The sequence below is a fragment of the Streptomyces sp. NPDC013187 genome (assembly GCF_042899705.1).
In the GTDB taxonomy this organism is placed as follows: Bacteria; Actinomycetota; Actinomycetes; order Streptomycetales; family Streptomycetaceae; genus Streptomyces; species Streptomyces hawaiiensis_A.
The window spans coordinates 57,572-81,125 of the sequence record NZ_JBIBAF010000018.1 but is presented as its reverse complement, the minus strand read 5'-3'; the positions used below and the strand labels follow the sequence as shown (position 1 = coordinate 81,125).

Here is a 23,554-nt window from a genome sequence, read left to right as displayed (position 1 = left end):
AAGGCGTCAGTTAGCGGCTGTCTCACAGGAGCGGGCGGAAACGATGCTTGGATCGACTCACGGCACCCTCACCACCGACTCCCGCCGGACCCGGGCCATCGCCTGTGGCGAGCGGTCCGGGCCCGTCGTGCACGGCAGGCCGGCCCAGGCGGGCGACCTCGACGTCAGCGGACGGCCACTGCACGCCGACGTACCCGACCTGGACCGTTTCTTCCGCCCCCGGTCCGCCGCCGTGATCGGCGCCTCGGACGCCGAGGGCCGCCCCAACACCGGCATCACGCGGCAGCTGGCCGACTGGGCGGAGCGGGTCGGTGCCCGGCTGTACCCGGTGCATCCCAGCAGGCCGTCCGTCTTCGGCATCCCCTGCTCCCCTTCCGTCGCCGATCTGCCCGAGCAGGTCGATCTCGCCGTGGTGCTGGTCGGCGACCCCCTGCCGGTGATCGAGGAACTGGCCGAGGCCAAGGCCCGGTTCGCTGTCGTGTTCGCGTCCGGGTTCGCGGAGACCGGGTCCGAGGGCGAGGCCGCCCAGCGGCGACTGGCCGCAGCCGTCGCACAGTCCGGGCTGCGGCTGCTGGGCCCCAACACCAACCTCAACGCCTTCGAGCGGTTCCGCGACGACCTGCAGGGCCCTGCGATCGCGCTGATCACCCAGTCCGGCCACCAGGGCCGACCCGTCTTCGCCCTGCAGGAACTCGGCATCCGCCTCTCCCACTGGGCCCCCACCGGCAACGAGGCCGACCTGGACAGCGCCGACTTCCTCTCCTACTTCGCCGAGCAGCCCGAGGTCGGCGCCATCGCCTGCTACCTCGAAGGGCTGAAGGACGGCCGCTCCTTCCTGCTCGCCGCCGACCGGGCCGCCCGGCGCGGGGTCCCGGTCGTCGCCGTCAAGGTGGGCCGCACCGAGACCGGCGCCCGCACGGCCGCCTCGCACACCGGCAGACTGACCGGCGCGGACGCGGTGGTGGACGCGGCGCTGCGGCAGTACGGCGTGATCCGCGTCGACGGACTCGACGAACTCCAGGACACCGCAGCCCTGTTGGCTCGAGCCCGGCCGCCGCGCGCGGACGGCGTCGTCGTCTACTCCATCTCGGGCGGCACGGGCGCGCACGTCGCCGACCTGGCGACCGGGGCGGGCCTGAGCCTGCCGGTCCTGTCCGAGGCCAAGCAGGCCGAGCTGCACCGGTGGATCCCCGAGTACCTGTCCGTCGCCAACCCGGTCGACAACGGCGGCCATCCGGTCGGGGACGAACGCGGCCGGAAGATCATCGACGCCATCCTCGACGATCCCGCCGTCGGCGTGCTGATCTGCCCGGTCACCGGGCCGTTCCCGCCGCTCAGCGACCGGCTCGTCCGGGACCTGGTGGACGCGGCCGAGCGCACGGACAAGCTGGTGTGCGTGGTGTGGGGGTCGCCGGTCGGCACGGAGCCCGCCTACCGCGAGGTCCTGCTCGGCTCCTCCCGCGTGGCCACCTTCCGCACGGTCGGCAACTGCCTCACCGCCGTCCGCGCCCACTTGGCCCACCACCGCTTCACGACCGCCTACCGCTCCCCCTTCGACGAGGCCCCGCGCACCCCCTCGCCGTCCTACCGCAAGGCGCAGGCCCTGATGCAGCCCGGCCGGCAGCTGAGCGAGCACGCGGCTAAGCAGCTGCTGCGGGCGTACGGCATCCGCGTACCGCGCGAACAGCTGGTGACCAGTGCGGCGGCGGCCGTCCGCGCGGCCGGGCTCGTGGGCTACCCGGTGGTGATGAAGGCCTCCGGTGCCCGCATCGCCCACAAGACGGAGCTGGGCCTGGTGAAGATCGGGCTGACCTCGGCCAGCCAGGTCCGCGACGCCTACCGCGAGCTGACCGACATCGCCCGCTACGAGGACGTCGCCCTGGACGGCGTCCTGGTCTGCCAGATGGTGGAGCAGGGCGTGGAGATGGTCGTCGGTGTCGCCCACGACGACCTGTTCGGCCCGACCGTGACCGTCGGACTCGGCGGTGTGCTCGTCGAGGTGCTGCGCGACACCGCCGTGGGGGTGCCGCCCTTCGGGGAGGAGCAGGCGCGGGACATGCTCGCCGGGCTGCGCGGACGGGCCCTGCTGGACGGCGTCCGGGGGCGGCCGCCGGCGGATCTGGACGCGCTGGTCGAGGTGGTTCTGCGGGTGCAGCGCATGGCCCTGGAACTCGGCGATCAGCTCGCGGAGCTCGACGTCAACCCGCTGATGGTGCTGCCGCAGGGGCAGGGTGCCGTGGCGCTGGACGCGCTGGCGGTGTGCCGCTGATGACGGAGCCCGCGGTGCTGCACACGACCTCGGACCACGTCCTGTCCGTGACCCTCAACCGGCCCGAGAGCCTCAACGCCCTGACCCCCGGGCAGCGCGAGGAGGTCATCCGGCTGCTGGCGGATGCCTCGGCCACGGCGGAGGTGCGGGCTGTCGTGATCACGGGGGCGGGCCGCGGCTTCTGCTCCGGTGCGGACCTCCGGGGGGCCGGCGTGCCCGGCGAACGCCTCGCGGGCGATGTCGCACGCACACTGCGCACCGGTGCCCAGCGTCTGATCGCCGCCGTGCTCGACTGTGAGAAGCCGGTGATCGCGGCGGTGAACGGCACGGCGGCCGGCCTCGGCGCGCACCTCGCGTTCGCCTGCGATCTGGTCCTCGCGGCCGAATCCGCCCGCTTCGTGGAGGTGTTCGTGCGCCGCGGTCTGGTCCCCGACGGCGGCGGCGCCTACCTCCTGCCGCGGCTCGTCGGTCCGCAGCGGGCGAAGGAGCTGATGTTCTTCGGCGACGCGCTCACCGCGCCGGACGCCGAACGCTTCGGGCTGGTCAACCGGGTGGTACCGGACGAGGAGCTGCGGAAGACGGCGCGGGCCTGGGCCGAGCGCCTCGCCGCCGGGCCGACCCGCGCCCTCGCCCTGACCAAGCAGCTCGTCAACGCCTCCCTGGACACCGACCGCGCCACCGCGTTCGCCGCCGAGGCCGCCGCACAGGAGATCAACATGACGACTGCGGACGCGCGGGAGGGCGTGCGGAGCTTCGTGGAGCGGCGGGGCGCGGAGTTCGGAGGACGCTGACCCTTCCGATCTGACGATGCGTCAGGTTTAATGACGGGTGTGATGGGACAAGCAGGGATGGCGGAAGCCGCCGTCCGCTTCCTCAGGTCGGCCGGCGCGGCCGCCCCGGAGCCGGTCGAGGCGCTGCCGCGGCCCGAACTGCGCTGTGTCGGTGCCGACGAGCGGGCGCCGCTCGACGAACGTGAGTTCCGCAGAGTCCTGGGGAACTTCGCGTCGGGCGTGGCCGTCGTCACGGCACCCCCTGCCCTGGCCGGCGACCCTCCCGCCGGCTTCGCCTGCCAGTCCTTCACCTCCCTCTCCCTCGACCCGCCCCTCGTCGCCTTCATGGTCGGCCGGACGTCGACGACCTGGCCGCGGATCGCCCGCGCCGGGGTGTTCTGCGTGAACGTCCTGGGCGCCGGTCAGGCCGAGCTGTGCCGCTCTTTCGCGGTGAGCGGAGCGGACAAGTTCGCGGGGGTGGCGTACGACGCGGCCCCGGCGTCCGGCTCGCCCCGGCTGGCGGGCACCGTGGCGTGGATCGACTGCACGATCCACGCCGTCCACCCGGGCGGCGACCACCTCATCGTGGTCGGCCGGGTGAACGCCCTCGGCACGGGCGAGGACGATCCGGACGGACCGCTGCTCTTCCACCGAGGACGCTTCGCCCGGCTGTCGGCCCCCTAGACCGTGTCCGCGAAGTCTCGCCTGTCCCGCGACGGCGGGCGTACGACGGGACGTCGCGGGCACGAGCCGCGACTCAGGCCGCCGCCAGCCGCCACAGCGACGTGATCTCGCCGGCCCGCGCGGCGTGCAGCGGATCGCCCGTGTCCCGTGCGCGGGGGTGGCGCGGGCGGGTGTCCAGCCGGCCGACGACGCGCAACCCCGCCGCTTCGACGGAGGCGGGCACCTCACCGCGGTCGCGCAGCCCGAGCCGTTCGGCGAGGTCGGACAGTACGAGCCAGCCCTCGCCGCCGGGTTCCAGCCGGCCGGCGAGTCCGCTCAGGAAGCCTCGGAGCATGGCACCCCCCGGGTCGTAGACGCCGAGGTCGAGGTCGGAGGCGGGCCGGGCGGGCAGCCAGGGCGGGTTGCAGACGACGAGGTCGGCACGTCCGCCGGGGTACAGGCCGGGTCCGGTGACGCGGACCGTCGCCTCAAGGCCCAACCGCCGTACGTTCTCGCGTGCGCACGCCCGGGCCCGGGAGCTGAGGTCCGTGGCCACCACGTGCCCGGCCCCACGCCGGGCGAGGACGGCGGCGAGGATCCCGGTGCCGGTGCCCAGGTCGAACGCCGTACGCACGGCACCCCCGCGCGGCAGCGGCGCCCGCGCGACGAGATCGACGTACTCGCTCCTGGTCGGCGCGAACACCCCGTAGTGCGGGTGGATCCGCGCGCCCAGCGCCGGTACGTGCACGCCCTTCTCCCGCCACTCCCGGGCGCCGATCACACCCAGCAGTTCCGTGAGGGCGACGGCGACCGGCCCGCCGGACGGCGGCCCGTAGGCCTCGTCGCACGCCCGGCGCACATCCGGCGCGCGACGCAGGGCCAGGGCGTGGTCCTCCTCCAGCAGGACGAGCAACTTGCCCAGCACACGGGCGCGATGGGCGCGGGCGCGGCGGTGGGCATGGAACGCCTCGGCCGGAGAGCCCGGCGTACCGGGCACGCCGCGGCCGACGCGGCGATCCATGGCGCGCAGCAACCGGCGGGCGTTGTGGAAATCCCCGCGCCACAGCAACGCGGTGCCCTCACAGGCCAGCCGATGGGCGACGGCGGCCCGCATGCCGTCGTCGGCGACGACGACCCGGCGGGGCAGGGGCAGCCCGGACTCAGAGTGCCAGCGGGCGGAACGGGGTTGAGCCTCGATCCAGTGGATCGTGGACACGGCGGACTCCTCGGAAGGTCGAACGTGAGCGAACGCGCGCAGTCACGACGACCACGTCACCGAGGACCATGCCGAGTGTCATCGATCGACCTTTCGGAGAAGGGGAGTTGCCGACTCCAGAGGATATGCGGAGCGGCAGTTCCGGGAGTGCCCGCCGCACGTGCGGCTAAGGCACGTCTTCGGGCTGTCGGACCCGGACGGGTACGCCCTCACGGCCTGGCCTGTGCGCCGTGCTCTGCCGCGGTCTTCGGAAGCGCGAGCATCACGAGCGCCGCCACGAGGTAGAGCACCGCCGAGACGACGAGGACGACGCCGAGCGCGTGACCGTGGCCGGCCGCTCCCGGTGCGTCGGTCGTCGATCCGGTGACGGCGGCGAAGAAGACCGTGCCGAGAACGGCGATGCCGATGGCGGCGCCGATCTGGTTGACGGTGGAGAGGACTCCGCCCGCCGCGCCCGCATCGCGTCCGGGGACACCGGCGAGCACGACGTTGACGAGGACGGGTGCGGCGAGGCCCAGTCCGAGGCCGCCGATGAACAGGGCGAGTGCGAGGAGCCGGTATCCGGGGTCGCTGTCGTCCGTGATGACGGCCAGGAGCACGAGCTGAGACGCCGCGATGGTGAGCGAGCCGGTGACCAGCAGCGCTCTGCCCGCCCTGGCGGCCAGGGCCACACCGAGTCCTGAGGTGATGATCGAGCCGAGGGCATAGGGCAGGATCACCAAGCCGGTCTCCCATGCGGTCCGGCCGGTGCCGGCCTGGAGGTAGACCGACAGGGTGAGGAAGAACGATCCGATACCGCCGAAGAAGAGCACGGACGCGCCCAGGCCGATGGTGAAAGCGCGGATCTTGAGCAGGGCGGGGTCGAAGGCGGGTTCACCCCCGCTCGCGGCGAGCTTGCGCTCGTACGCGAGGAACATCGTGAGCAGGACGACCCCCGCCGCCAGGAGGGCGTAACTGACCGGGGTCCATCCCCATGTCTCGGTCTGGATGATCGGGAGCAGGAGGAGCAGGATGCCCGAGGCCGCCAGGAGTGCCCCCACGAGGTCCAGTCGCCCGGTGGAGGCGGCACGGGACTCCGGCAGGACCTTCGCCCCGACGACGAGGGCGAGGACCGAGAGGGGGACGTTGATCCAGAAGATGGTGCGCCATCCCAGGCCGAACAGGTCGGCTTCGACGAGGAGGCCGCCCAGCAGGGGGCCCGCGACCGCGGCGAGCCCCTGGACGGCCCCGTAGGCACCGAATGCCTTGGCGCGCTCTGCCGGGGCGAAGGATGCGCGGATCACGCCGAACACCTGCGGGACCATGATCCCCGCGGCCAGTCCCTGGGCGGCGCGCATGCCGATGAGCATCCCCGGACCGACGGCGAGCGCGCAGAGGGCGGACGTGACCATGAATCCGGCCAGTCCGATCATGAAAAGGCGCTTGCGGCCGAACTGGTCACCGAGCCGTCCGCCGGTGATCAGTCCCGCGCCCAGCGCGAGGGTGTAGGCGGCGATCGTCCACTGGATCTGCGCGTCGCCCGCCCCCGTGTCGCGGGCGATCGCCGGGGCCGCGACGGTGACGATCGTCGCGTCGACGAGATCCATGAAGGAGCCGAACAGCACGACCAGGAGCGCCAGGCTCGCGCCTGCGCCGGAGACGAGTGCGGGGGGAGCGTCGGGGGCGTGTGTGCCCTCTCGGTGGGCCTCAGAAGCAGTCATGCCGGCCAAGGTCACACATATAGTTGCCACCCAATGGCCGCTTTCCGGGGCGGGAGGGGACGGGGGGGACGGGGCATGGCTGTGACCTCCGCGCGAGCGCTCAGGCTGCTGTCGATCTTCGGCATCGGCGCCACCCTGACCGCCGGAGAGCTCGCGGAGAGGCTCGGTGTCTCCGTCCGGACCGTGCGACGCGACATCGACACGCTCAGGGAGCTCGGGTACGAGATCGAGGCCGTGCGCGGGGCGGGCGGCGGCTACCGGCTCGGCCGCGCCACCCGCTTGCCGCCCGTCGTCTTCGACGAGGACCAGGCGATCGCGGCGGCCGTGGCACTCCAGACCGTCCCCGCGGTCCTGTCCGGCATCCGCGAGAACTCGGCCCGCGCCCTCGCCACGCTCCAGCAGGTGATGCCCGCCCGCAGCCGCATCCGCACCGAGCCGTTCACCGTCTCCGCGGCGCGCAACTACTGGGAATTCCCCGCTGCTCCCCTCGACGCCGAGCTCGTCCGCGTCATCGGTGGCGCCATCAACCGCCGGCACATCGTGCGCGTGGACTACACCGGCGAGGACGACCGGACGACGCTCACGCTGGAGCCGCACGACCTCGTGGTGTGGGCGGCACGGTGGTACCTCGTCGCGTTCGAACCGGAGGCGGACCGCTGGCGCGCGATGCGCGTCGACCGCCTCGAACCCCGCATGCCCACGGGGAGAACCTTCGACCGCCGCGACGTCCCGCACGGCGATCCGGCCGCATTCGTCATGAGCACACACGACCGCGGCGACACCCTGGCGCAGTGGCCCTGCCGCGGATCGGCACTCGTCGCACTGCCCGCGCCCGTCGTCGCCCGGTTCGCCCCGGGCGGGTCGACGGTCGAGCACGACACCGACTCCAGCTGCCGGCTCACGCTCGGTGCGTGGTCCTGGGCAGGGCTGGCCGGGCTGCTCCTGACGTTCGACGCCGATGTCACGGACATCGAACCGGCGGAGCTCAGGCAGGCGCTGCGCTCGCTGAGGACCCGCATCGACGAAGGGCTCAAAGGCGCCACATGAGCGCCCGAGCGCTCCGCCTCGGGCCCCTCAGCTCCCCACCGCCGTCCCCGCCCCGCGCCGCCGGATCACCAGCGCCATCAACGCCGCCGCCGCGCACAGCGCCCCCGACGCGTACCAGACCACGTCGTACGTGCCGAACGTGTCGCGGGCGACACCGCCCAGGAAGGCGACGAGGGCGGCCCCGACCTGGTGGGAGGCGAGGACCCAGCCGAAGACGATCGCGCTGTCCTCGCCGTATTGCTCGCGGCACAGGGCGAGGGTCGGCGGGACCGTGGCGACCCAGTCGAGGCCGTAGAAGACGATGAAGAAGATCATCGGAGGGTGGACCGCGGGGCCCAGCAGGAGCGGGAGGAACATCAGCGACACGCCCCGCAGCGCGTAGTACACCGCCAGCAGGCGGCGCGGCTCGAAGCGGTCCGTGAACCAGCCGGAGGCGATCGTGCCGACGACGTCGAAGACGCCGATGACCGCGAGCAGGGACGCGGCGGCCTGGACGGGCATGTGCTCGTCGTGGGCCGCGGGGATGAAGTGGGTCTGGATCAGGCCGTTGGTGGAGGCGCCGCAGATCGCGAAGGTGCCGGCGAGCAGCCAGAACGGGCCGGTGCGCACGGCGGAGAGCAGGACGGTCACGGCCCGGCGGGCCGCACCGCGGACGGGCGCCGGCTTCGGCACGAACTCGGCCGCCCCGTACGGCTTCTGGCCGACGTCGGCCGGGTGGTCGTGCAGCAGGAGCCACACGAACGGCACGACCGCGAGCGCGGCGAGCGCGACCGTCACGGCCGCCGGGCGCCAGTCGTACCGGTCGATGATCCAGGACAGCAGGGGCAGGAAGATCAGCTGGCCGGAGGCCGAGGCGGCGGTGAGGATGCCGCTGACCAGGCCGCGCCGTGCGGTGAACCAGCGGTTGGTGACGGTCGCCGCGAAGGCCAGCGCCATGGAGCCGGAGCCGAGGCCGACGAGCAGGCCCCAGCACAGCATCAGCTGCCAGGCCGCGGTCATCCACACGGTGAGCCAGGAACCGGCGGCGATCACGGTCAGGGCGACCGCGACGACCCGGCGGATGCCGAAGCGGTCCATCAGGGCCGCCGCGAACGGGGCCGTCAGACCGTACAGCGCCAGGTTCACCGAGACGGCGGCGCCGATCGTGCCGCGCGACCAGTCGAACTCCTCGTGCAGCGGGTCGATGAGCAGGCCCGGCACGGAACGGAAGGCGGCGGCGCCGATGATCGTCACAAAGGTCACGGCGGCGACGAACCATGCGCGGTGCACGCGCGCACGGGTCGGCTCCGGCGGCTGCCGCACAGCCGCTGCTTCGGTTGTCTGGGTCACGACATAGAGCTTCCGGCCTGCGGTGCACGCCATCGAGTGGCCCGGAGGACAGCATTCGTCAGGATCGGGCCATAGGATCGGAGCATGAGCCGTGAGCCGGAGTTCCGCCCGCACCGCGTGGTCGTCCTCGCCCTGGACGGCCTGCTCCCCTTCGAGCTGGGCATCCCGCACCGCATCTTCGGCCGCCCCCGCGACGCCGAGGGACGCCTGCTGTACGACGTCGTCACCTGCTCGGTCCGTCCCCCGGGCCCGGTGCAGACCGACGCCGACTTCGCCATCCAGGTCGAGCACGGCCCCGAGACCCTGGCCACCGCCGACACCGTGATCATCCCGGCGTCGTACGAACTCGGCCCGGTCTTCGAGCAGGGCGTGCTCACCGGCGAACTGGCCGCCGCCCTGGCCCACATCCGCCCCGGCACCCGGCTCGCGGCGATCTGCATCGGCGTCTACGTCCTCGCCGCCGCCGGTCTCCTGGACGGCCGCCCCGCCACCACGCACTGGGCCGACGCCGACCGTTTGCAGCGTCTCTTCCCGCGTGTCGAGGTCGACCCCGACGTCCTGTTCATCGATGACGGCGACGTCCTGACCTCCGCCGGTGTCGCGGCCGGCATCGACCTGTGCCTGCACATGGTGCGCCGGGACCACGGCACAGCGGTCGCGAACGACGTGGCCCGCCGCACGGTCGTACCGCCGCACCGCGACGGCGGTCAGGCGCAGTACATCCACCGGCCGGTACCGGACCCGCAGCAGGCGACGACGACCTCGGCCCGCGCCTGGGCCCTGGGCCGTCTCCACGAACCGATCCAGCTGCGCGACATGGCCGCCCGGGAGTCCATGTCGGTGCGCACCTTCACCCGCCGCTTCCGCGAGGAGACCGGCGTCAGCCCCGGCCAGTGGCTCACCCAGCAGCGGGTGGAGCGGGCCCGCCACCTCCTGGAGTCCACCGACCGCTCCGTCGACCAGGTGGCCCGGGACGCGGGCTTCGGCACGGCCCAGTCGATGCGCCAGCACCTCCAGACGGCCCTGGGTGTCACGCCCACGGCCTACCGGCGGACGTTCCGGGCGGAGAACGACGGGGCCGCCGCTCTCAGGAAGTGAGCACCGCGGCCCTCAGAAGGTGACCAGCGCCGTCCTCAAAGTGATCCCGTCCTCAAGGTGATCCCGTCCGCAAGGTGATCCCGTCCTCAAAGGTGAGCACTGCCGCCGTCCTCAGAAGGTGAGCACCGCCCGCGCCACCCGTCCGGCCTCCGCGTCCGCCGCCGCCTTCTCGAAGTCCTCGACCGGATAGGTCCGGGTGACCAGTTCGTCGAGCAGGAGGCGCCCTTGGCGGTACAGCTCGGCGTACAGGGCGATGTCGCGCTGCGGGCGTGAGGAACCGTAGCGGCAGCCCAGGATGGACTTGTCCAGGTACATCGAGGAGACGCGGAAGGACGCCTCGGCCGTGGCGGGCGGGACCCCGAGGAGGATCGCCTGGCCGTGCCGGTCCAGCGCGTCGATCGCCTGCCGGATCAGCTCCACCCGGCCGACGCACTCGAAGGCGTGGTCCACACCCGTGGGCAGCAGCTCCGGCACCGCCTCGGCGGACGTCAGGAAGTCGGTGGCACCGAACCGGCGTGCGGCCTCCTCCTTCGCCGGGTTGGCGTCGACGGCCACGATCCGCCCGGCGCCCGCCAGCCGGGCCCCCTGGAGCACGTTCAGGCCGATGCCGCCCGTCCCGATGACCAGGACGCTGTCACCGCGGTCCACCCGCGCCCGGTTCAGTACGGCGCCCACCCCGGTCAGCACCCCGCACCCGATGAGCGCGGCCGAGGTCAGCGGGATGTCGTCGGGGATGCGGACCGCCTGTACGGCCTTGACGACCGTGCGCTCGGCGAACGCCGAGTTGGACGCGAACTGGTGCACCGGTGAGCCGCCGTGACCGAACGGCCGGCCCGGGCGCCCGATGGCCCGCCGGCACATGGTCGGCCGCCCCCGGTCGCACTCCGCGCACGTACCGCAGTTCGCCAGGGTGGACAGCGCCACATGGTCCCCGGGCGCGACATGGGTGACGCCCACACCCACCGCCTCCACGACCCCGGCCCCCTCATGGCCGAGCACCACGGGCACGGGGAAGGGGATGGTCCCGTCCACCACCGACAGATCGCTGTGGCACAGCCCGGCCGCCGAGATCGCGACCCGCACCTCGCCCGGCCCGGGCTCGCTCACCTCCAGGTCCGTCACGACCCGGACCTGCTTCCCGTCGAAGATCACGCCTCGCATCACACGGCCCCCTTGGGCTCCCTGGGCAGGCCGAGCACCCGCTCGGCGATGATCGTGCGCTGGATCTGGTCAGAGCCGCCGTAGATCGTGTCGGCCCGCGAGAAGAGGAACAGGTGCTGCGCGGCGTCCAGTTCGTACGGCGCCGGGGCCGACCAGTCGGCGGGGCCCACCCCTGCCGCCGCGCCGCGCACCAGCACGGCCAGCTCCCCGAGCCGCTGGTGCCAGCCGGCCCACAGCAGCTTGGCCACGCTCGGGGCGCCCGCGTCACCGGAACCCCCCAGCGTACGCAGGGCGTTCCAGCGCATCGTGCGCAGCTCGGCCCACTGCCGCACGAGCCGTTCCCGTACGACGGGGTCCCGCACCGCGCCCGACGACACGGCCGCCCGCACCACCGCGGCCAGTTCCTCGGCGAAGCCGATCTGCTGGGCGAGCGTGGACACACCCCGTTCGAAGCCGAGCAGGCTCATGGCGACGCGCCAGCCGTTGCCCGCGCCGCCGACGACGTGCTCCGCGCGGGCGCCGTCGAAGAAGACCTCGTTGAAGTCGCTGGTGCCGGTCATCTGCCGGATGGGACGGACCTCGATCCGGCCGGGCTGGTCCATGGGAACGATCAGGAAGGACAGGCCGTGGTGCCGCACCGAGCCGCGTTCGGTCCTGGCCAGTACGAAGCACCAGTCCGCCTCGTGGGCGAGCGACGTCCAGATCTTCTGTCCGCTGACCCGGTACCCGAGGCCGTCCGGCTCGGGCACGGCCGCGGTCCGGATTCCGGCCAGGTCCGATCCGGCGCCGGGTTCGCTGTATCCCTGGCACCACAGTTCCACTCCGGCGGCGATCGGAGGCAGGAAGCGCGACTTCTGCTCGTCACTGCCGTGGGCGAGGAGCGTGGGCGCGAGCAGGTTCTCCCCGATGTGCCCGGAACGCGGCGGCGCCCCCGACCGCGCGTACTCCTCGGCCCAGACGACCTGCTGGGGGAGGGTGGCCGTGCGATTGCCGTAGCCGTCCGCGCCCCAACCGAGCCCGATCCAACCGGCTGCACCGAGCGTGCGCTCCCAAGTGCGCCGGTCCGTCGCGCCTTTGACGTTCTCGGCAAGCCAGACCCGGGCTTCGTCACGAAACTCCTGGTCCTCTCGGGCAAATCCGAAGTCCACGGTCGCCGCCTTGGATCGAAGTGACTGTCCGATGACGCTGAGGCGGGGCGCGCGCAACCCGGCGCCGCGGGGTGCCGCCCGCGCCCACCCGCGCCGCCCCAAGCGGCACGACTGCCCGCGGCTCGACGCCCCCACAAGGACGCGGGGAACTGCGCGAACGACCACGAACCACCCGCACCCGCCACACGCCCCCACCCCCGAGCTACTGGGCGTTCGGCCGCTCCCCCCGACCCGCCGCCCTCTCCATCTCCCCCACCCGCTCCAGCAACGGCATCGGATCCACCCCCACCGACCCCGGCAGAAACTCCGCGATCCGTTCCACCGTCCATCCGCCGGAGGCATACGCGGCACGCAACTCCCTCGGCTGCGCCCACACCGCGATCTTCGCCCCGGCCACCGTGTACACCTGCCCGGTGATCCCCTCCCGGGAGGCCGCGTCGGACAGCAGGTACACCACCAGCGCGGCGACATCCTCCGGCTCGCCGATCTCGGCCAGCTCCATCGGCACGCCCGCCGACATCCGCGTCCGCGCCACCGGCGCCACCGCGTTCGCGGTCACCCCGTACTTGTGCAGCCCCAGCGCGGCGCTGCGCACCAGGGAGATGATCCCGCCCTTCGCGGCGCTGTAGTTGGCCTGGGAGACGGACCCCTGGTGGTTGCCGCTGGTGAAGCCGATCAACGTCCCGGTCCGCTGCTTCCGCATGATCGCGGACGCCGCCCGGAACACCGTGAACGTGCCCTTCAGGTGCGTCGCGACGACCGGGTCCCACTCCTCCTCGGTCATGTTGAACAGCATCCGCTCGCGCAGGATCCCGGCCACGCAGACCACACCGTCCAGCCGCCCGTACGAGGTCAGCGCCACGTCGACGACCCGCTGCCCGCCCGCCATCGTGGAGATGTCGTCGGCGACGGCCACCGCCTCCCCGCCCGCCGCCTCGATCTCCTTCACCACGGCCTGGGCGACCTCACTGGTCGGCGAGCCCCCGTCGACCGCGACGCCGTAGTCGTTGACCACGACCTTCGCACCCTCGGCCGCCGCCGCGAGCGCGACCGCCCGGCCGATGCCCCGCCCCGCACCCGTGACGGCGACGACCTTGCCTGCCAAGAAGTTCCCCACGCCCGGCCCCTTCCCGTCCCACGGTTTCTGACGGACCGTTAGATTGTCGGTTCCCGAATTCTACGGCCCGTCAGATACGGGAAGACAAGCCCCGGGGAGGACTCATGTCGCTGCCGGACGCGTTCCACGACATCGCCGAACGCGTGAACAACTGGGGGCGTTGGGGAGCCGACGACGAGATCGGCACGCTGAACCTGATCACCGACGAGGTCGTCAGGCAGGCCGCGGCGACCGTCCGCAGCGGCCTGCGCATTCCCCTCGCCCTGCCCCTCCAGCAGGACGGCGTGCAGACCGGCGTGATCCCCGGACGCGTCAACCCCCTGCACGCCATGGTGCAGATCAACCAGGAGGTCTTCGGCCCGGGCACGGTCGCGTGCAGCGACGACGTCGTGACCATGGGACTCCAGGCGGCCACCCACTGGGACGCGCTGCCGCACGTCTCGCACTCAGGCCGGCTCTACAACGGCCGCCCGGCCGGCACCGTCACCCCGCACGGTGGCGCCGGGTTCAGCGGCATCGGCACGGTCCGGCACGTGGTCTCACGCGGAGTACTGCTGGACGTCGCCCGGGCCCGCGGCACGGACCGGCTCGACGGCGGGTACGCCGTCACGCCCGAGGACCTGGACGCCGCCGAGGAGCTGGCCGGCACACGGGTCGGGGCCGGCGACATCGTGCTCGTGCGGACCGGGCAGATGCGGACCTGCCTGGCCGGCGACCGGCACGGCTACGCGTATCCGTCGCCGGGGCTGTCGATCCGTACGCCGGAGTGGTTCCACGCGCGCGACGTCGCGGCCGTCGCCAACGACACCCTGACCTTCGAGGTGTTCCCGCCGGAGGTGGCGGACCTCTGGCTTCCGGTGCACGCGCTCCACCTCGTGGAGATGGGCATGCCGCAGGGCCAGAACTGGAATCTCGAAACGTTGTCCACAGCCTGTGGAGAAGCGGGGCGGTACGCGTTCCTGCTGACGGCCACCCCCGAGCCCTTCACCGGGGCGACCGGCTCGCCGGTGGCGCCCGTCGCCGTCCTGTGAACCGCCCTGCGGTCCGGCGGGCCACAGGCCCCGTCGCCGCACCGGGCCGCCACCCGCTGCAGCTGGATGGCGGCGCCGCGCTGCTCGCCCCGAGCACGGCAGCGCGCGCCGCCACCCGACTCCGGCGCTCCCGCCCCGGCTCCCTGGCCCTGAAGGAAGCCGACGCCGAATCGCGACTCACACTCGTCGAGGGCTGCCGTCCACCGAAGCCCTCGTCGTCCCCTCTCGGCGAATCGCTGCCCACAAGCGTGAGCAAGCGGTCACGACCCGTCAACACCCGTTCGGCGATATGTCGCAGTTGAGGCTTTTGCCGTAGGCGCGCACGGAAGCACGTCCCGGCGCATCGCCGCATGGCCCGGCCGAACCCGCCGACCCGGTGCATCGATGCCCCGGCCCCGCCGCACACACCCGCGGCATGTGCCGCCGTACACCACATCCGGCAGGCGCGGGCCGCATCCGGCAGGCGCGGACCGCCTGCGGCGGCACTACACCGCTTCGTACGCCAGGCCCTCGAACGGCGCCCCGCCGTCGTACACCACGGCGGCGCCCCCGCACGAGGCCGTCAGGTCGCCGGACTTCGCACACCGGTCCAGTTCGCACCAGATGCGCTTGCCGGTGGCCTCGACGCTCCAGCCCCAGCGGTCGGCGAGGCCGTCCACGAGCGCCAGACCCCGGCCGCCGGTCGCGTCGTCGCCGGCGCACCGGGGCACGGGGGCCCGGCCGCTGCGGTCCGCGACCTCGAGCCGGACCGTGGCCTCGTCCGTCACCACGGGCGGCAGGGACAGCCGCAGGACGGCGGGACGGCCGGTGTGCACCACGGCGTTGGTGACGAGTTCGGAGACGAGCAGGACCAGCGTCTCGGCGAGGGGTTCGTCGGCCTGTATGCCGGACCCGGCCAGGCGGGAGCGGGCCCACCGCCGGGCCCGCCCCACTTCTGCGGGGTCGGGCCGGATCTCCAGCTGCACTTGAAGCACCTGCACCGCTCACACCATCCGAACCGGCGGACACTTAGGCTCGCGCCTCACGAGGGCCACGATCGTAGCCATTTTCTGCATGGCCAGAACAACGGCCGGGACAAGGATCACGCAACGTGAATCCCTTGTGGGACAGCATGGTTGACGTACAGTCACGCCAACAAGCGCTTCGGGCATATTCCAGCGCGAAGGAGTACCCGTGCGGCATACTGTGCGACGCTCGCCGCGGGCAGTCGAACAGGCGGCGCCACGGGGTCGCACTGCGCTCGGAGCCACTCGCATTCGACACAAGGTACCGGAGCGGGCAATCGACTCCAGGCCGTAGCGAGTCACGCTGAGGACACAAGCCGGTATCAACGCTCCGTGATTCCGGTATGCCACGATCCGCGACATCTCCGGGAACCTGTGGGGCGGCGCCGCAGCCAGACGGCCCGTCAGACCGTCCCGGACGCCAGAGCCGCCGCGAGCACCTCCTCACTCTCCGTGACACCGCCCGCACGTTGGGTTCGAACCCATGCGCGTTTCAGATGCAGATGAACCTCGGACTCCCAGGTGAAGCCCATGCCGCCGTGCACCTGGAGACAGTCGCGGGCGCCGCGCACGGCGGCCTCGTCGGCGAGGAGCCGGGCCGCGGCGATGTCGGCCGGGTCGGCGGTGACGGCGGCCGCGTACACCGCGGCACGGGCCGTCTCCGCCCGGACCAGGATCCCCGCGCAGAGATGCGCCACCGCCTGGAAGGCACCGATGGGCCGTCCGAACTGTTCGCGCGCCCGGGCGTGTTGCGCCGCGAGTTCGCCGACGCGGACGGCCGTGCCGAGTTGCTCGGCGGCGCTGAGCAGGATCGCGACGGGGTCGGGTGCGCGCCGCCCGGCGGCCACCCGGTGCAGGGGCGTCAGCGGGTCCAGCGAGCGCAGGGGCACGGCCCCGGTGGCGTCCCCGTGCACGACGTCCGCCTCCGCCAGCCACTCCACGAGCCCGCCGTCCACCGCCGCGACCACCGTCTCCCCGGTGGCGGCGCCCGGTACGGCCCCGGCCGCGAGGTGGGTGGCGACGAGCGGCCCGGGCAGCAGCACCCGCCCCGCCTCCTCGAACACCAACACGGCCTCCGGCAGCCCGAGTCCGACCCCGCCCTCCGCCTCCGGCAGCCGCAACGCGAAGAACCCGAGGTCACCGAGGGCCCGCCACACCCCACGATCGAGCCGCACCACCCCACCAGGCCCCGCGCCGGACCCCGACCCGTCACTCCCCGTACCGCCGTCGTCCGCCGCTGAACGTCCCGGGGCAGCACCGCCGCCCTCGGAACCACGCCCCGTTTCGCCAGCTGCGACCACTGGCCGCCCCGCGTCCGCACCGCCACCCCCGGAACGCCACGCCACCTCACCACCGATCCCGGCGCCCCTCGCACCGCCCCCGCCCGCACCCTCCGCCGCCGCCCGCAACGCCTCCCCGTCGAAGCACCGGGCCAGCGCCTCGCGCACCCCCTCCCGCAGGGCCCGCTGGTCGTCGGTCAGACGGAACCGCACGGCGGCTCACCGTCCCTTCGGCAGGCCGAGGATGCGCTCGGCGATGATGTTGTGCTGGATCTGCGACGTGCCGGCCGCGATCGTGTACGCCAGGGAGGACAGCCGGTCGAGGGTCCACGGCCGGTCCAGGTCGAGGCAGTCGGGGCCGAGCACCTCGGCGGCGGCGTCGTAGAGCTCCTGGCGGGCCTGGGAGTAGCGGAGCTTGAAGACCGAGCCGCCGGCGCCCGGCACCCCGCCCGACGCCTCCGCCGCGCTGACGTTCCACTGGGTGAGCCGCCACAGCGCCCGGAACTCCGCGTGCAGCCCGCCCAGTCGGCGTCGGAGGCCGGGGTCGTCCCAGCGGCCGTTCTTGCGGGCCTCGACGGCCAGTTCGCCCAGCACGCGCCGGCAGGCCACGACCTCGCCCGCGAACGCCGTACCGCGTTCGAAGGACAGGGTCACCATGGTCACGCGCCAGCCGTCGTTCTCGTCCCCGACCCGGTTGGCCACCGGAACCCGCACCTCGTCCAGGAACACCTCGGCGAACTCGGCCGACCCGGCCAGCGTGCGCAGCGGCCGTACGGTGACGCCCGGCGCGTCCATGGGCAGGGCGAGCCAGGTGATGCCCCGGTGCCTGGGGGCGTCGGGGTCGGTGCGGACCAACAGCTCGCACCAGTCGGCGACTTCCGCGTGGGAGGTCCAGATCTTGGAGCCGGTCACCACGTAGGCGTCGCCGTCGCGCCTCGCGCGGGTGCGCAGGGCCGCCAGGTCGGAACCGGCGTCCGGTTCGCTGAAGCCCTGGCACCAGACCTCCTCGCCGCGCAGGATCGGCGGCAGCCAGCGCTCCCGCTGGGCCGCCGTGCCCTCGGCGGCGATGGTCGGGCCGGCGTGCAGCAGCCCCACGAAGTTGGCGCCCACATAGGGCGCGCCCGCCTTCTCGGTCTCCTCCAGGAAGATCAGGCGGACGCCCGGGGCGGCGTCCCAGTGGACGCCGGCGTATCCGGCGTCGTGGAGCCGGCGCTGCCAGCCGAGGTCGTAGGCCCGCCGCCCCGGCCAGTCGCCGGGGGACGGCTGGGGCGGGAGACCGGGGAGCACCGCCGCGAGCCACTCCCGCAGCCGGGCCCGGAAGGCCTGCTCCTCGGGCGTGTCCGACAGGTCCATCAGCGGTCGAGGTCCAGGTCGAGCATCCGGATGGCGTTGCCCCGCATCAGCTTGTACACCGTCTCGTCGTCGAGGCCCCCGACGTGGTCGAGGGCGACCTCCTTGGTGTGCGGGAAGGTCGAGTCGACGTGCGGGTAGTCGGTCTCGAAGGTGGCGTTGTCGCGGCCCACCACGTCCAGGGACGCCACGCCGTGCTTGTCGCGGAAGAAGCAGCAGAACATCTGCCGGTAGTAGTACGTGGACGGCGGCTCGGGGATCGTGTCGCGCACGCCGCCCCAGGCCCGGTGCTCCTCCCAGACGTCGTCGGCACGCTCCAGGGCGTACGGGACCCAGCCCATCTGGCCCTCGGAGTAGGCGAGTTTCAGGCGTGGAAAGCGCACCAGGACCCCGCTGAAGAGGAAGTCCATCATCGAGGCCATGGCGTTGTTGAAGCTGAGGGAGGCCTGGACGGCGGGCGGGGCGTCGGGGGAGGCGGCGGGCATCTGCGAGGACGAGCCGATGTGCATGTTGACGACCGTCCCGGTCTCCTGGCAGACCGCGAAGAACGGGTCCCAGTAGCCGGAGTGGATGGACGGCAGCCCGAGGTGGGTGGGGATCTCGGAGAAGGTCACCGCCTTCACCCCGCGTGCGGCGTTGCGTCGGATCTCCTCGACCGCCAGCCCGACGTCCCACAGCGGGATCAGGCAGAGCGGGATGAGCCGCCCGCCGCTGTCGCCGCACCACTCCTCGACCATCCAGTCGTTGTAGGCGCGCACGCAGGCGAGGGCGACCTCCTTGTCGTGCGCCTCGGCGAAGGTCTGGCCGCAGAACCGCGGGAAGCTGGGGAAGCAGAGACTCGCCTCGACATGGTTGAGATCCATGTCCTTCAGGCGCTCCTTGGGGTCCCAGCAGCCGGGCCGCATCTCCTCGCGGGTGATGCCCTCCAGGGTCATCTCGTCCCGATCGAAACCGACGGCGGCGATGTTGCGCTTGTACGGGAACTTCAGGTCCTCGTAGATCCACCAGTCGGTGGGCTGGCCGTCCGGGTCCATGGTGATCCGGTACTTGCCGCCGATGTAGGCGAGTTCACCGATGCCGGCGGTCAGCGCCCGGGGGCCGCGCTCGCGGTACTTGGCCGGCAGCCAGGTGTCGAAGAGGTGGGCGGGCTCGATCACGTGGTCGTCGACGCTGATGATGCGGGGCAGTTCGGTCGCCATGGGTCCCCTCCGCCGGACGGTACTTATCTGATGCAGCGTCAGATAGCATCGCATCTGACGGCACGTCAGCCAAGGAGCAGGGGGCATCCGTGAACGAGACCCCGCACGCCCTGAGTGCGTCCGGCACGCTGTGGGAGCTGGTCACCCGCCGCGCGGCCCTCACCCCCGACCGGCCGCTGTTCCACCAGGACGGCCGCACGCTCACCTTCGAGGCGCTGCACGCCCGCGCCGAGCGGGTCGCGGCCGGGCTGTACCGCATGGGCGTACGCCCGGGCACGGTGGTCGCCTGGCAGCTGCCCACCCGCATCGAGACGGCCGTCCTGTCCTTCGCCCTGGCCCGCCTGGGCGCCGTGCAGACCCCGGTGATCCCCTTCCACCGGGACCGCGAGGTCGGCTTCGCGCTGCGCGAGTCCAGGGCGGAGTTCTTCGCGGTGCCGGGCACCTGGCGCGGCTTCGACCACGCGGAGATGGCCCGGCGGCTGGGCGCGAAGGGTGTCTTCGAGGCCTACGAGGACCTGCCCGACGGCGATCCGTCCCTGCTGCCTCCCCCGCCCCCGGACGGCACCGCGGTGCGCTGGATCTACTGGACGTCCGGTACTACCTCCGACCCCAAGGGCGTGCTGCACACGGACCGTTCACTGCTGGCGGGCGGCTCGTGCCTCGCGCACGCGCTGCGCCCCTCGGCGGACGACGTCGGCTCGATCGCCTTCCCGTACGCCCACATCGGCGGCCCCGACTACACGGTGATGCTGCTGCTGTACGGCTTCCCGGCGGTGCTGTTCGAGCAGTTCGCGCTGCCGGACGCGCTGGCGGCGTACCGCGCGCACGGGGTGACGATGGCGGGCGGGTCGACGGCGTTCTACTCGATGTTCCTGGCGGAGCAGCGCAAGCGGCCGGAAGAGCCGGTGGTGCCGTCGCTGCGACTGCTGGCGGGCGGCGGGGCGCCCAAACCGCCGGAGCTCTACCACGCGGTCGTGCGCGAGATGGGCGTGCAGCTCACCCACGGGTACGGCATGACCGAGGTGCCGATGATCACCATGGGGGCGCCCGACGACGGTCCCGAACTGCTGGCGACGACCGAGGGACGGCCGCCGGAGGGGATGGAGATCCGGATCGTGGACGGGGAGGTGCGGCTGCGCGGGGAGGCCGTGTGCCGCGGGTACCTGGATCCGAAGCAGACGGCTGAGGCCTTCGACGACGAGGGCTTCCTGCGCACCGGCGATCTCGGGCGGCTCACGGACACCGGGCACCTGGTGCTCACCGGCCGGCTGAAGGACGTGATCATCCGCAAGGGCGAGAACATCTCGGCCCAGGAGATCGAGGACCTGCTGCACCGGCATCCAGCGGTCGGGGACGTGGCCGTGATCGGGTTGCCCGACGCGGCGCGCGGCGAGCTGGTGTGCGCGGTGGTGGAACAGCCGCCGGGGGCCGAGGCCTTGACGCTCGCGGGCGTGACCGCCTTCCTGCGCGCCGAGGGGCTGTCGGTGCACAAGCTGCCCGAGCGGCTGGAGGTGGTGGACGCCCTTCCGCGGGGCGAGACCCTGCGGAAGGTGCTGAAGTACAGACTTCGCGAGCGCTATTCGGGCACGTGACCCACAGCGGGCAGGCCCCCCAGAGGCCTGGGGAACTGCGCGAACAACCACGGGCGGCCCGCAGCCGCCCGCCCGAGAACAACCCCCGCGGCGCGGACGCGTGGCCCTACTCGGGCACGGTGAAATAGCGGGCGAAGGCGGGTACGACCTCGGCTTCGCCGACCTTGCCGTCACCGTCCGCGTCGAGCGTGGCTGCGGCCGGTCCGGCGGCGTCCTCGGGGACGCCGAGGCACTGCAGGACGCGGCCGGCCTCCTCGATCGTCGCCGCCCCGTCACCGTCGGTGTCCGCGACGTCCAGGGCGGCGTGCAGGAAGGGGCGGGCGATCTCGGCGAACCGGTCGGGGTTGTCGCGCAGGCGCTTGACCGCGCCGTTGACGAACTCCTGGCGCGTGATGCGCTGGTCACCGTCGCGGTCCGCCATCCCGGCCATGCCCTGCCAGAAGGCCTCGGCGCCACCGTACAGCGCCTGCCCCTTGTCGGAGCGGGCCGTCACGCCGAACTCCTCGAGCAGCGCCTTGGCCGCCCCGTAGAAGTCCTCGCGGTCGATGTAGCCGTTGCCGTCCTGGTCGAAGGTGGCGAACCGGGCGGCGATCCTGCGCTCGTACTCGCTGCTGACCATGTCTCTTTCGGGCCGCCTTACGTCGGGTGGGGTACGTCTGCGTCGGAGCGTACGACGGAGGGAGCCGTTCGGGCGCGCGAAAACGTCACTTGTGCCAAGACCGGGGGAATTCCGGGACAACGGCGTGTCGGAACGGCGACATTCGCCGTACCGTGCGTCATCGGGCCGTCACGCGGACAGGGGTTCGCCCTCGTCGCCGAGGGCGGCGTCCACATCGCCGTACACGTCGAACAGTCTGCGTACGCCCAGCGCGCCGAGGACCCGGTTGACGTGGGACCCGTCGGCCGCACCCCGGGCGGGCAGCACGAGGCGCAGCCGGCCCTGGCAGGAACGGATCAGCCGGCGGGCCGCGATGAGCACGCCGACGCCGCTGGAGTCGCAGAAGAACACCTCGGACAGATCCAGGACGAGACAGTGATGCCCCTCGGCCACCACGTCGTGCACGCGCTGACGCAGCACCGGCGACGTCACCAGATCCAGCTCGCCCGACACCTGGAGCACGGCCCATTCGCCATGCTCGCCGCCGGTCACTTTGAAGGTCACCACCAAGCCCTTCGATCGCCAAACCGGAAGCAGACCCTACGCTTCCTTGCAGCGCGGCTGCCCAGCGGCGGTTCCCTGAAACGCAACCCGGAAAACGGATCCCCCGCGGAAGAGGCTTGATTTAGCCGACTTCGATCCTGTTCGATCCTTTTTCGGTCATGTCTGATCGGAGGACGGCGGGGTAGGCGCGAGCCCAAAGGCATTCGGTGCGAGCGCCGATGGTCCTCTACCACTTGCAGCCGCTCAGGGGGCGCACATTGCCACAAAGGGGCGTGCGCCACCGGACGTGCCGACTACATTCGAGGAGACATCGGGCACACGCTGGACAGAGTCACGGGCGCGGGACACGAGCAGGGGGGTGAGGGGGCCGCATGGCGAAAAAGGACGTACCGCCTCGCTGGGACCGCAAGATGCAGCAGCGGCTCGCCCGCGGCGAAGCGGCAGCCCTCGGTGAGCTCTACGACCGGTTCGCATCCCTCGTGCACGGCCTCGCCCACCGCGTGCTCGGCGACGAGCGCGCCGCCGACGGCATCACCCGCGAGGTCTTCATCCACGTGTGGGAGCACCCCGACTCCTACGACCCGAGGCAGGGCCCGCTGCGCACCTGGGTCGCCACCCTGACCCACCGGCTCGCCGTGCAGCGACTGCGCGCCACCGAAACCGCCGCCCTGGCCCGCGACGGCTCCGGCACCACGGAGGAACTGGAGCACAGGGTGCGCCGCGCCTCGGTCGCCGCCCGCGCCGACTACATCGTGCAGTCCATGCCGACCCCGCTGCGCTCGGCCCTGGAGCGGGCCTACTTCCAGCGCCGCGACTACCGCCAGACGGCAGCCGACCTCGGCATCACCGAGGACGAGGCCCGTCGCCGCCTGCGGCTCGGCCTGCAACTGCTCGCCACCGCCCACGACACCGAGGCACCGGGCGCACCGCCCGGATACGGGGGTGCGGTGTGAACGGGCCGGACCGGTTCGAGGCGTACGAGGACGGCGAAGGGGACTACGGCCACGAGGAAGAGGGCAACGCCCGGGACGAGAGCGGCATTCGACATGAAAGCGGCGACAGCGGGCGCGGCCTCGCCTCCCCTTCGGGATCCGGCACGCCCGACGGGCCGCGCGGACCGGGGGCAACGGCGGGACCGGGCAAGCAGAGCCGACCGGCGGGACAGGGTGGACCGGCAGGACAGGGTGGACCGGGCGAGCCGAGCGGACCGGCAGGACGCGGTGGACCGGGCAAGCAGAGCCGACCGGCGGGACAGGGTGGACCGGCAGGACGCGGTGGACCGGGCGAGCCGAGCGGACCGGCAGGACGCGGTGGACCGGGCGAGCAGAGCCGACCGGCGGGACAGGGTGGACCGGCAGGACGCGGTGGACCGGGCGAGCCGAGCGGACCGGCAGGACGCGGTGGACCGGGCGAGCAGA

Annotated in this window: 20 protein-coding genes and 1 pseudogene; 9 read left to right on the top strand and 12 right to left on the bottom strand. The window is 72.7% G+C overall.

Annotation, left to right across the window (positions count from 1 at the left end; genetic code table 11):
- Positions 1 to 43 precede the first annotated feature (43 nt).
- Genes ACFY5B_RS32470 through ACFY5B_RS32460 form a run of 3 tightly spaced genes read left to right on the top strand, consistent with a single transcriptional unit; the run spans position 44 to position 3,723 of the window.
- Positions 44 to 2,269, top strand: a complete 2,226-nt coding sequence (locus tag ACFY5B_RS32470) for an acetate--CoA ligase family protein (protein ID WP_389976461.1) — start codon at positions 44 to 46, stop codon at positions 2,267 to 2,269.
- Positions 2,269 to 3,060 (top strand): enoyl-CoA hydratase/isomerase family protein, encoded by a 792-nt coding sequence (locus ACFY5B_RS32465; protein ID WP_389976458.1) that lies wholly within the window; start codon positions 2,269 to 2,271, stop codon positions 3,058 to 3,060. The genes ACFY5B_RS32470 and ACFY5B_RS32465 overlap by 1 nt, the downstream gene beginning before the upstream one ends.
- A gap of 42 nt (positions 3,061 to 3,102) precedes the next feature.
- Complete coding sequence (locus ACFY5B_RS32460) at positions 3,103 to 3,723, top strand: flavin reductase family protein (protein ID WP_389976455.1); 621 nt, start codon at positions 3,103 to 3,105, stop codon at positions 3,721 to 3,723.
- A gap of 73 nt (positions 3,724 to 3,796) precedes the next feature.
- Here ACFY5B_RS32460 and ACFY5B_RS32455 read toward each other — a convergent pair whose 3' ends face one another.
- Complete coding sequence (locus ACFY5B_RS32455; RefSeq protein WP_389976452.1) at positions 3,797 to 4,918, bottom strand: methyltransferase; 1,122 nt, start codon at positions 4,916 to 4,918, stop codon at positions 3,797 to 3,799.
- 209 nt (positions 4,919 to 5,127) lie between these two features.
- Positions 5,128 to 6,618 (bottom strand): MFS transporter, encoded by a 1,491-nt coding sequence (locus ACFY5B_RS32450; protein ID WP_389976450.1) that lies wholly within the window; start codon positions 6,616 to 6,618, stop codon positions 5,128 to 5,130.
- 75 nt (positions 6,619 to 6,693) lie between these two features.
- On the opposite strand from ACFY5B_RS32450, the gene ACFY5B_RS32445 reads away from it, so the two are divergent.
- The gene (locus ACFY5B_RS32445) at positions 6,694 to 7,665 is read left to right on the top strand and encodes a helix-turn-helix transcriptional regulator (protein WP_389976447.1); all 972 of its coding nucleotides are present in this window, start codon (positions 6,694 to 6,696) and stop codon (positions 7,663 to 7,665) included.
- Between the two features lie 27 nt (positions 7,666 to 7,692).
- On the opposite strand, the gene ACFY5B_RS32440 is transcribed toward ACFY5B_RS32445, so the two are convergent.
- Positions 7,693 to 8,994, bottom strand: coding sequence for an MFS transporter (locus tag ACFY5B_RS32440; protein ID WP_389976444.1), 1,302 nt, complete (start codon positions 8,992 to 8,994; stop codon positions 7,693 to 7,695).
- Between the two features lie 84 nt (positions 8,995 to 9,078).
- On the opposite strand from ACFY5B_RS32440, the gene ACFY5B_RS32435 reads away from it, so the two are divergent.
- Entirely contained in the window at positions 9,079 to 10,092 is a 1,014-nt protein-coding gene (locus ACFY5B_RS32435; protein ID WP_389976441.1) for a GlxA family transcriptional regulator, read from the top strand.
- Positions 10,093 to 10,203: 111 nt separating this feature from the next.
- Here the strand turns inward: ACFY5B_RS32435 and ACFY5B_RS32430 are convergent, their stop codons facing one another.
- The 3 genes from ACFY5B_RS32430 to ACFY5B_RS32420 form a co-directional block, all read right to left on the bottom strand.
- Complete coding sequence (locus tag ACFY5B_RS32430; RefSeq protein WP_389976438.1) at positions 10,204 to 11,253, bottom strand: Zn-dependent alcohol dehydrogenase; 1,050 nt, start codon at positions 11,251 to 11,253, stop codon at positions 10,204 to 10,206.
- Positions 11,253 to 12,401 (bottom strand): acyl-CoA dehydrogenase family protein, encoded by a 1,149-nt coding sequence (locus tag ACFY5B_RS32425; RefSeq protein ID WP_389976435.1) that lies wholly within the window; start codon positions 12,399 to 12,401, stop codon positions 11,253 to 11,255. Before ACFY5B_RS32425 ends, ACFY5B_RS32430 begins: the two co-directional genes overlap by 1 nt.
- Positions 12,402 to 12,603: 202 nt before the next feature.
- A complete protein-coding gene (locus ACFY5B_RS32420; RefSeq protein ID WP_389976432.1) occupies positions 12,604 to 13,518 on the bottom strand; it encodes an SDR family oxidoreductase in 915 nt (304 codons plus the stop codon).
- 104 nt (positions 13,519 to 13,622) lie between these two features.
- On the opposite strand from ACFY5B_RS32420, the gene ACFY5B_RS32415 reads away from it, so the two are divergent.
- Complete coding sequence (locus tag ACFY5B_RS32415) at positions 13,623 to 14,549, top strand: cyclase family protein (protein ID WP_389976429.1); 927 nt, start codon at positions 13,623 to 13,625, stop codon at positions 14,547 to 14,549.
- Between the two features lie 485 nt (positions 14,550 to 15,034).
- On the opposite strand, the gene ACFY5B_RS32410 is transcribed toward ACFY5B_RS32415, so the two are convergent.
- The 4 genes from ACFY5B_RS32410 to ACFY5B_RS32395 form a co-directional block, all read right to left on the bottom strand.
- Positions 15,035 to 15,514 (bottom strand): ATP-binding protein, encoded by a 480-nt coding sequence (locus ACFY5B_RS32410; RefSeq protein WP_389976749.1) that lies wholly within the window; start codon positions 15,512 to 15,514, stop codon positions 15,035 to 15,037.
- 443 nt (positions 15,515 to 15,957) lie between these two features.
- Complete coding sequence (locus tag ACFY5B_RS32405) at positions 15,958 to 16,854, bottom strand: acyl-CoA dehydrogenase family protein (RefSeq protein ID WP_389976746.1); 897 nt, start codon at positions 16,852 to 16,854, stop codon at positions 15,958 to 15,960.
- Positions 16,855 to 17,052: 198 nt separating this feature from the next.
- A complete protein-coding gene (locus tag ACFY5B_RS32400; RefSeq protein ID WP_389976427.1) occupies positions 17,053 to 18,186 on the bottom strand; it encodes an acyl-CoA dehydrogenase family protein in 1,134 nt (377 codons plus the stop codon).
- Positions 18,186 to 19,382, bottom strand: coding sequence for an amidohydrolase family protein (locus tag ACFY5B_RS32395; RefSeq protein ID WP_389976424.1), 1,197 nt, complete (start codon positions 19,380 to 19,382; stop codon positions 18,186 to 18,188). Before ACFY5B_RS32395 ends, ACFY5B_RS32400 begins: the two co-directional genes overlap by 1 nt.
- Positions 19,383 to 19,471: 89 nt before the next feature.
- Here ACFY5B_RS32395 and ACFY5B_RS32390 point away from each other — a divergent pair, with 89 nt between their 5' ends.
- Positions 19,472 to 20,974: a class I adenylate-forming enzyme family protein gene (locus tag ACFY5B_RS32390; protein WP_389976421.1), complete on the top strand. Its 1,503-nt coding sequence runs from the start codon at positions 19,472 to 19,474 to the stop codon at positions 20,972 to 20,974.
- Positions 20,975 to 21,080: 106 nt separating this feature from the next.
- Here the strand turns inward: ACFY5B_RS32390 and ACFY5B_RS32385 are convergent, their stop codons facing one another.
- Together ACFY5B_RS32385 and ACFY5B_RS32380 are read right to left on the bottom strand one after the other, a co-directional pair.
- Positions 21,081 to 21,593 carry an EF-hand domain-containing protein gene (locus ACFY5B_RS32385; RefSeq protein WP_389976418.1) on the bottom strand — a complete coding sequence of 171 codons (513 nt, stop codon included), beginning with the start codon at positions 21,591 to 21,593 and terminating at the stop codon, positions 21,081 to 21,083.
- Between the two features lie 168 nt (positions 21,594 to 21,761).
- The gene (locus ACFY5B_RS32380; RefSeq protein ID WP_344466681.1) at positions 21,762 to 22,142 is read right to left on the bottom strand and encodes an STAS domain-containing protein; all 381 of its coding nucleotides are present in this window, start codon (positions 22,140 to 22,142) and stop codon (positions 21,762 to 21,764) included.
- Between the two features lie 365 nt (positions 22,143 to 22,507).
- On the opposite strand from ACFY5B_RS32380, the gene ACFY5B_RS32375 reads away from it, so the two are divergent.
- Together ACFY5B_RS32375 and ACFY5B_RS32370 are read left to right on the top strand one after the other, a co-directional pair.
- Positions 22,508 to 23,089 carry a sigma-70 family RNA polymerase sigma factor gene (locus ACFY5B_RS32375; RefSeq protein WP_389976415.1) on the top strand — a complete coding sequence of 194 codons (582 nt, stop codon included), beginning with the start codon at positions 22,508 to 22,510 and terminating at the stop codon, positions 23,087 to 23,089.
- A gap of 213 nt (positions 23,090 to 23,302) precedes the next feature.
- Positions 23,303 to 23,554 (top strand): annotated as a pseudogene (locus ACFY5B_RS32370) (hypothetical protein); the annotation flags it as partial.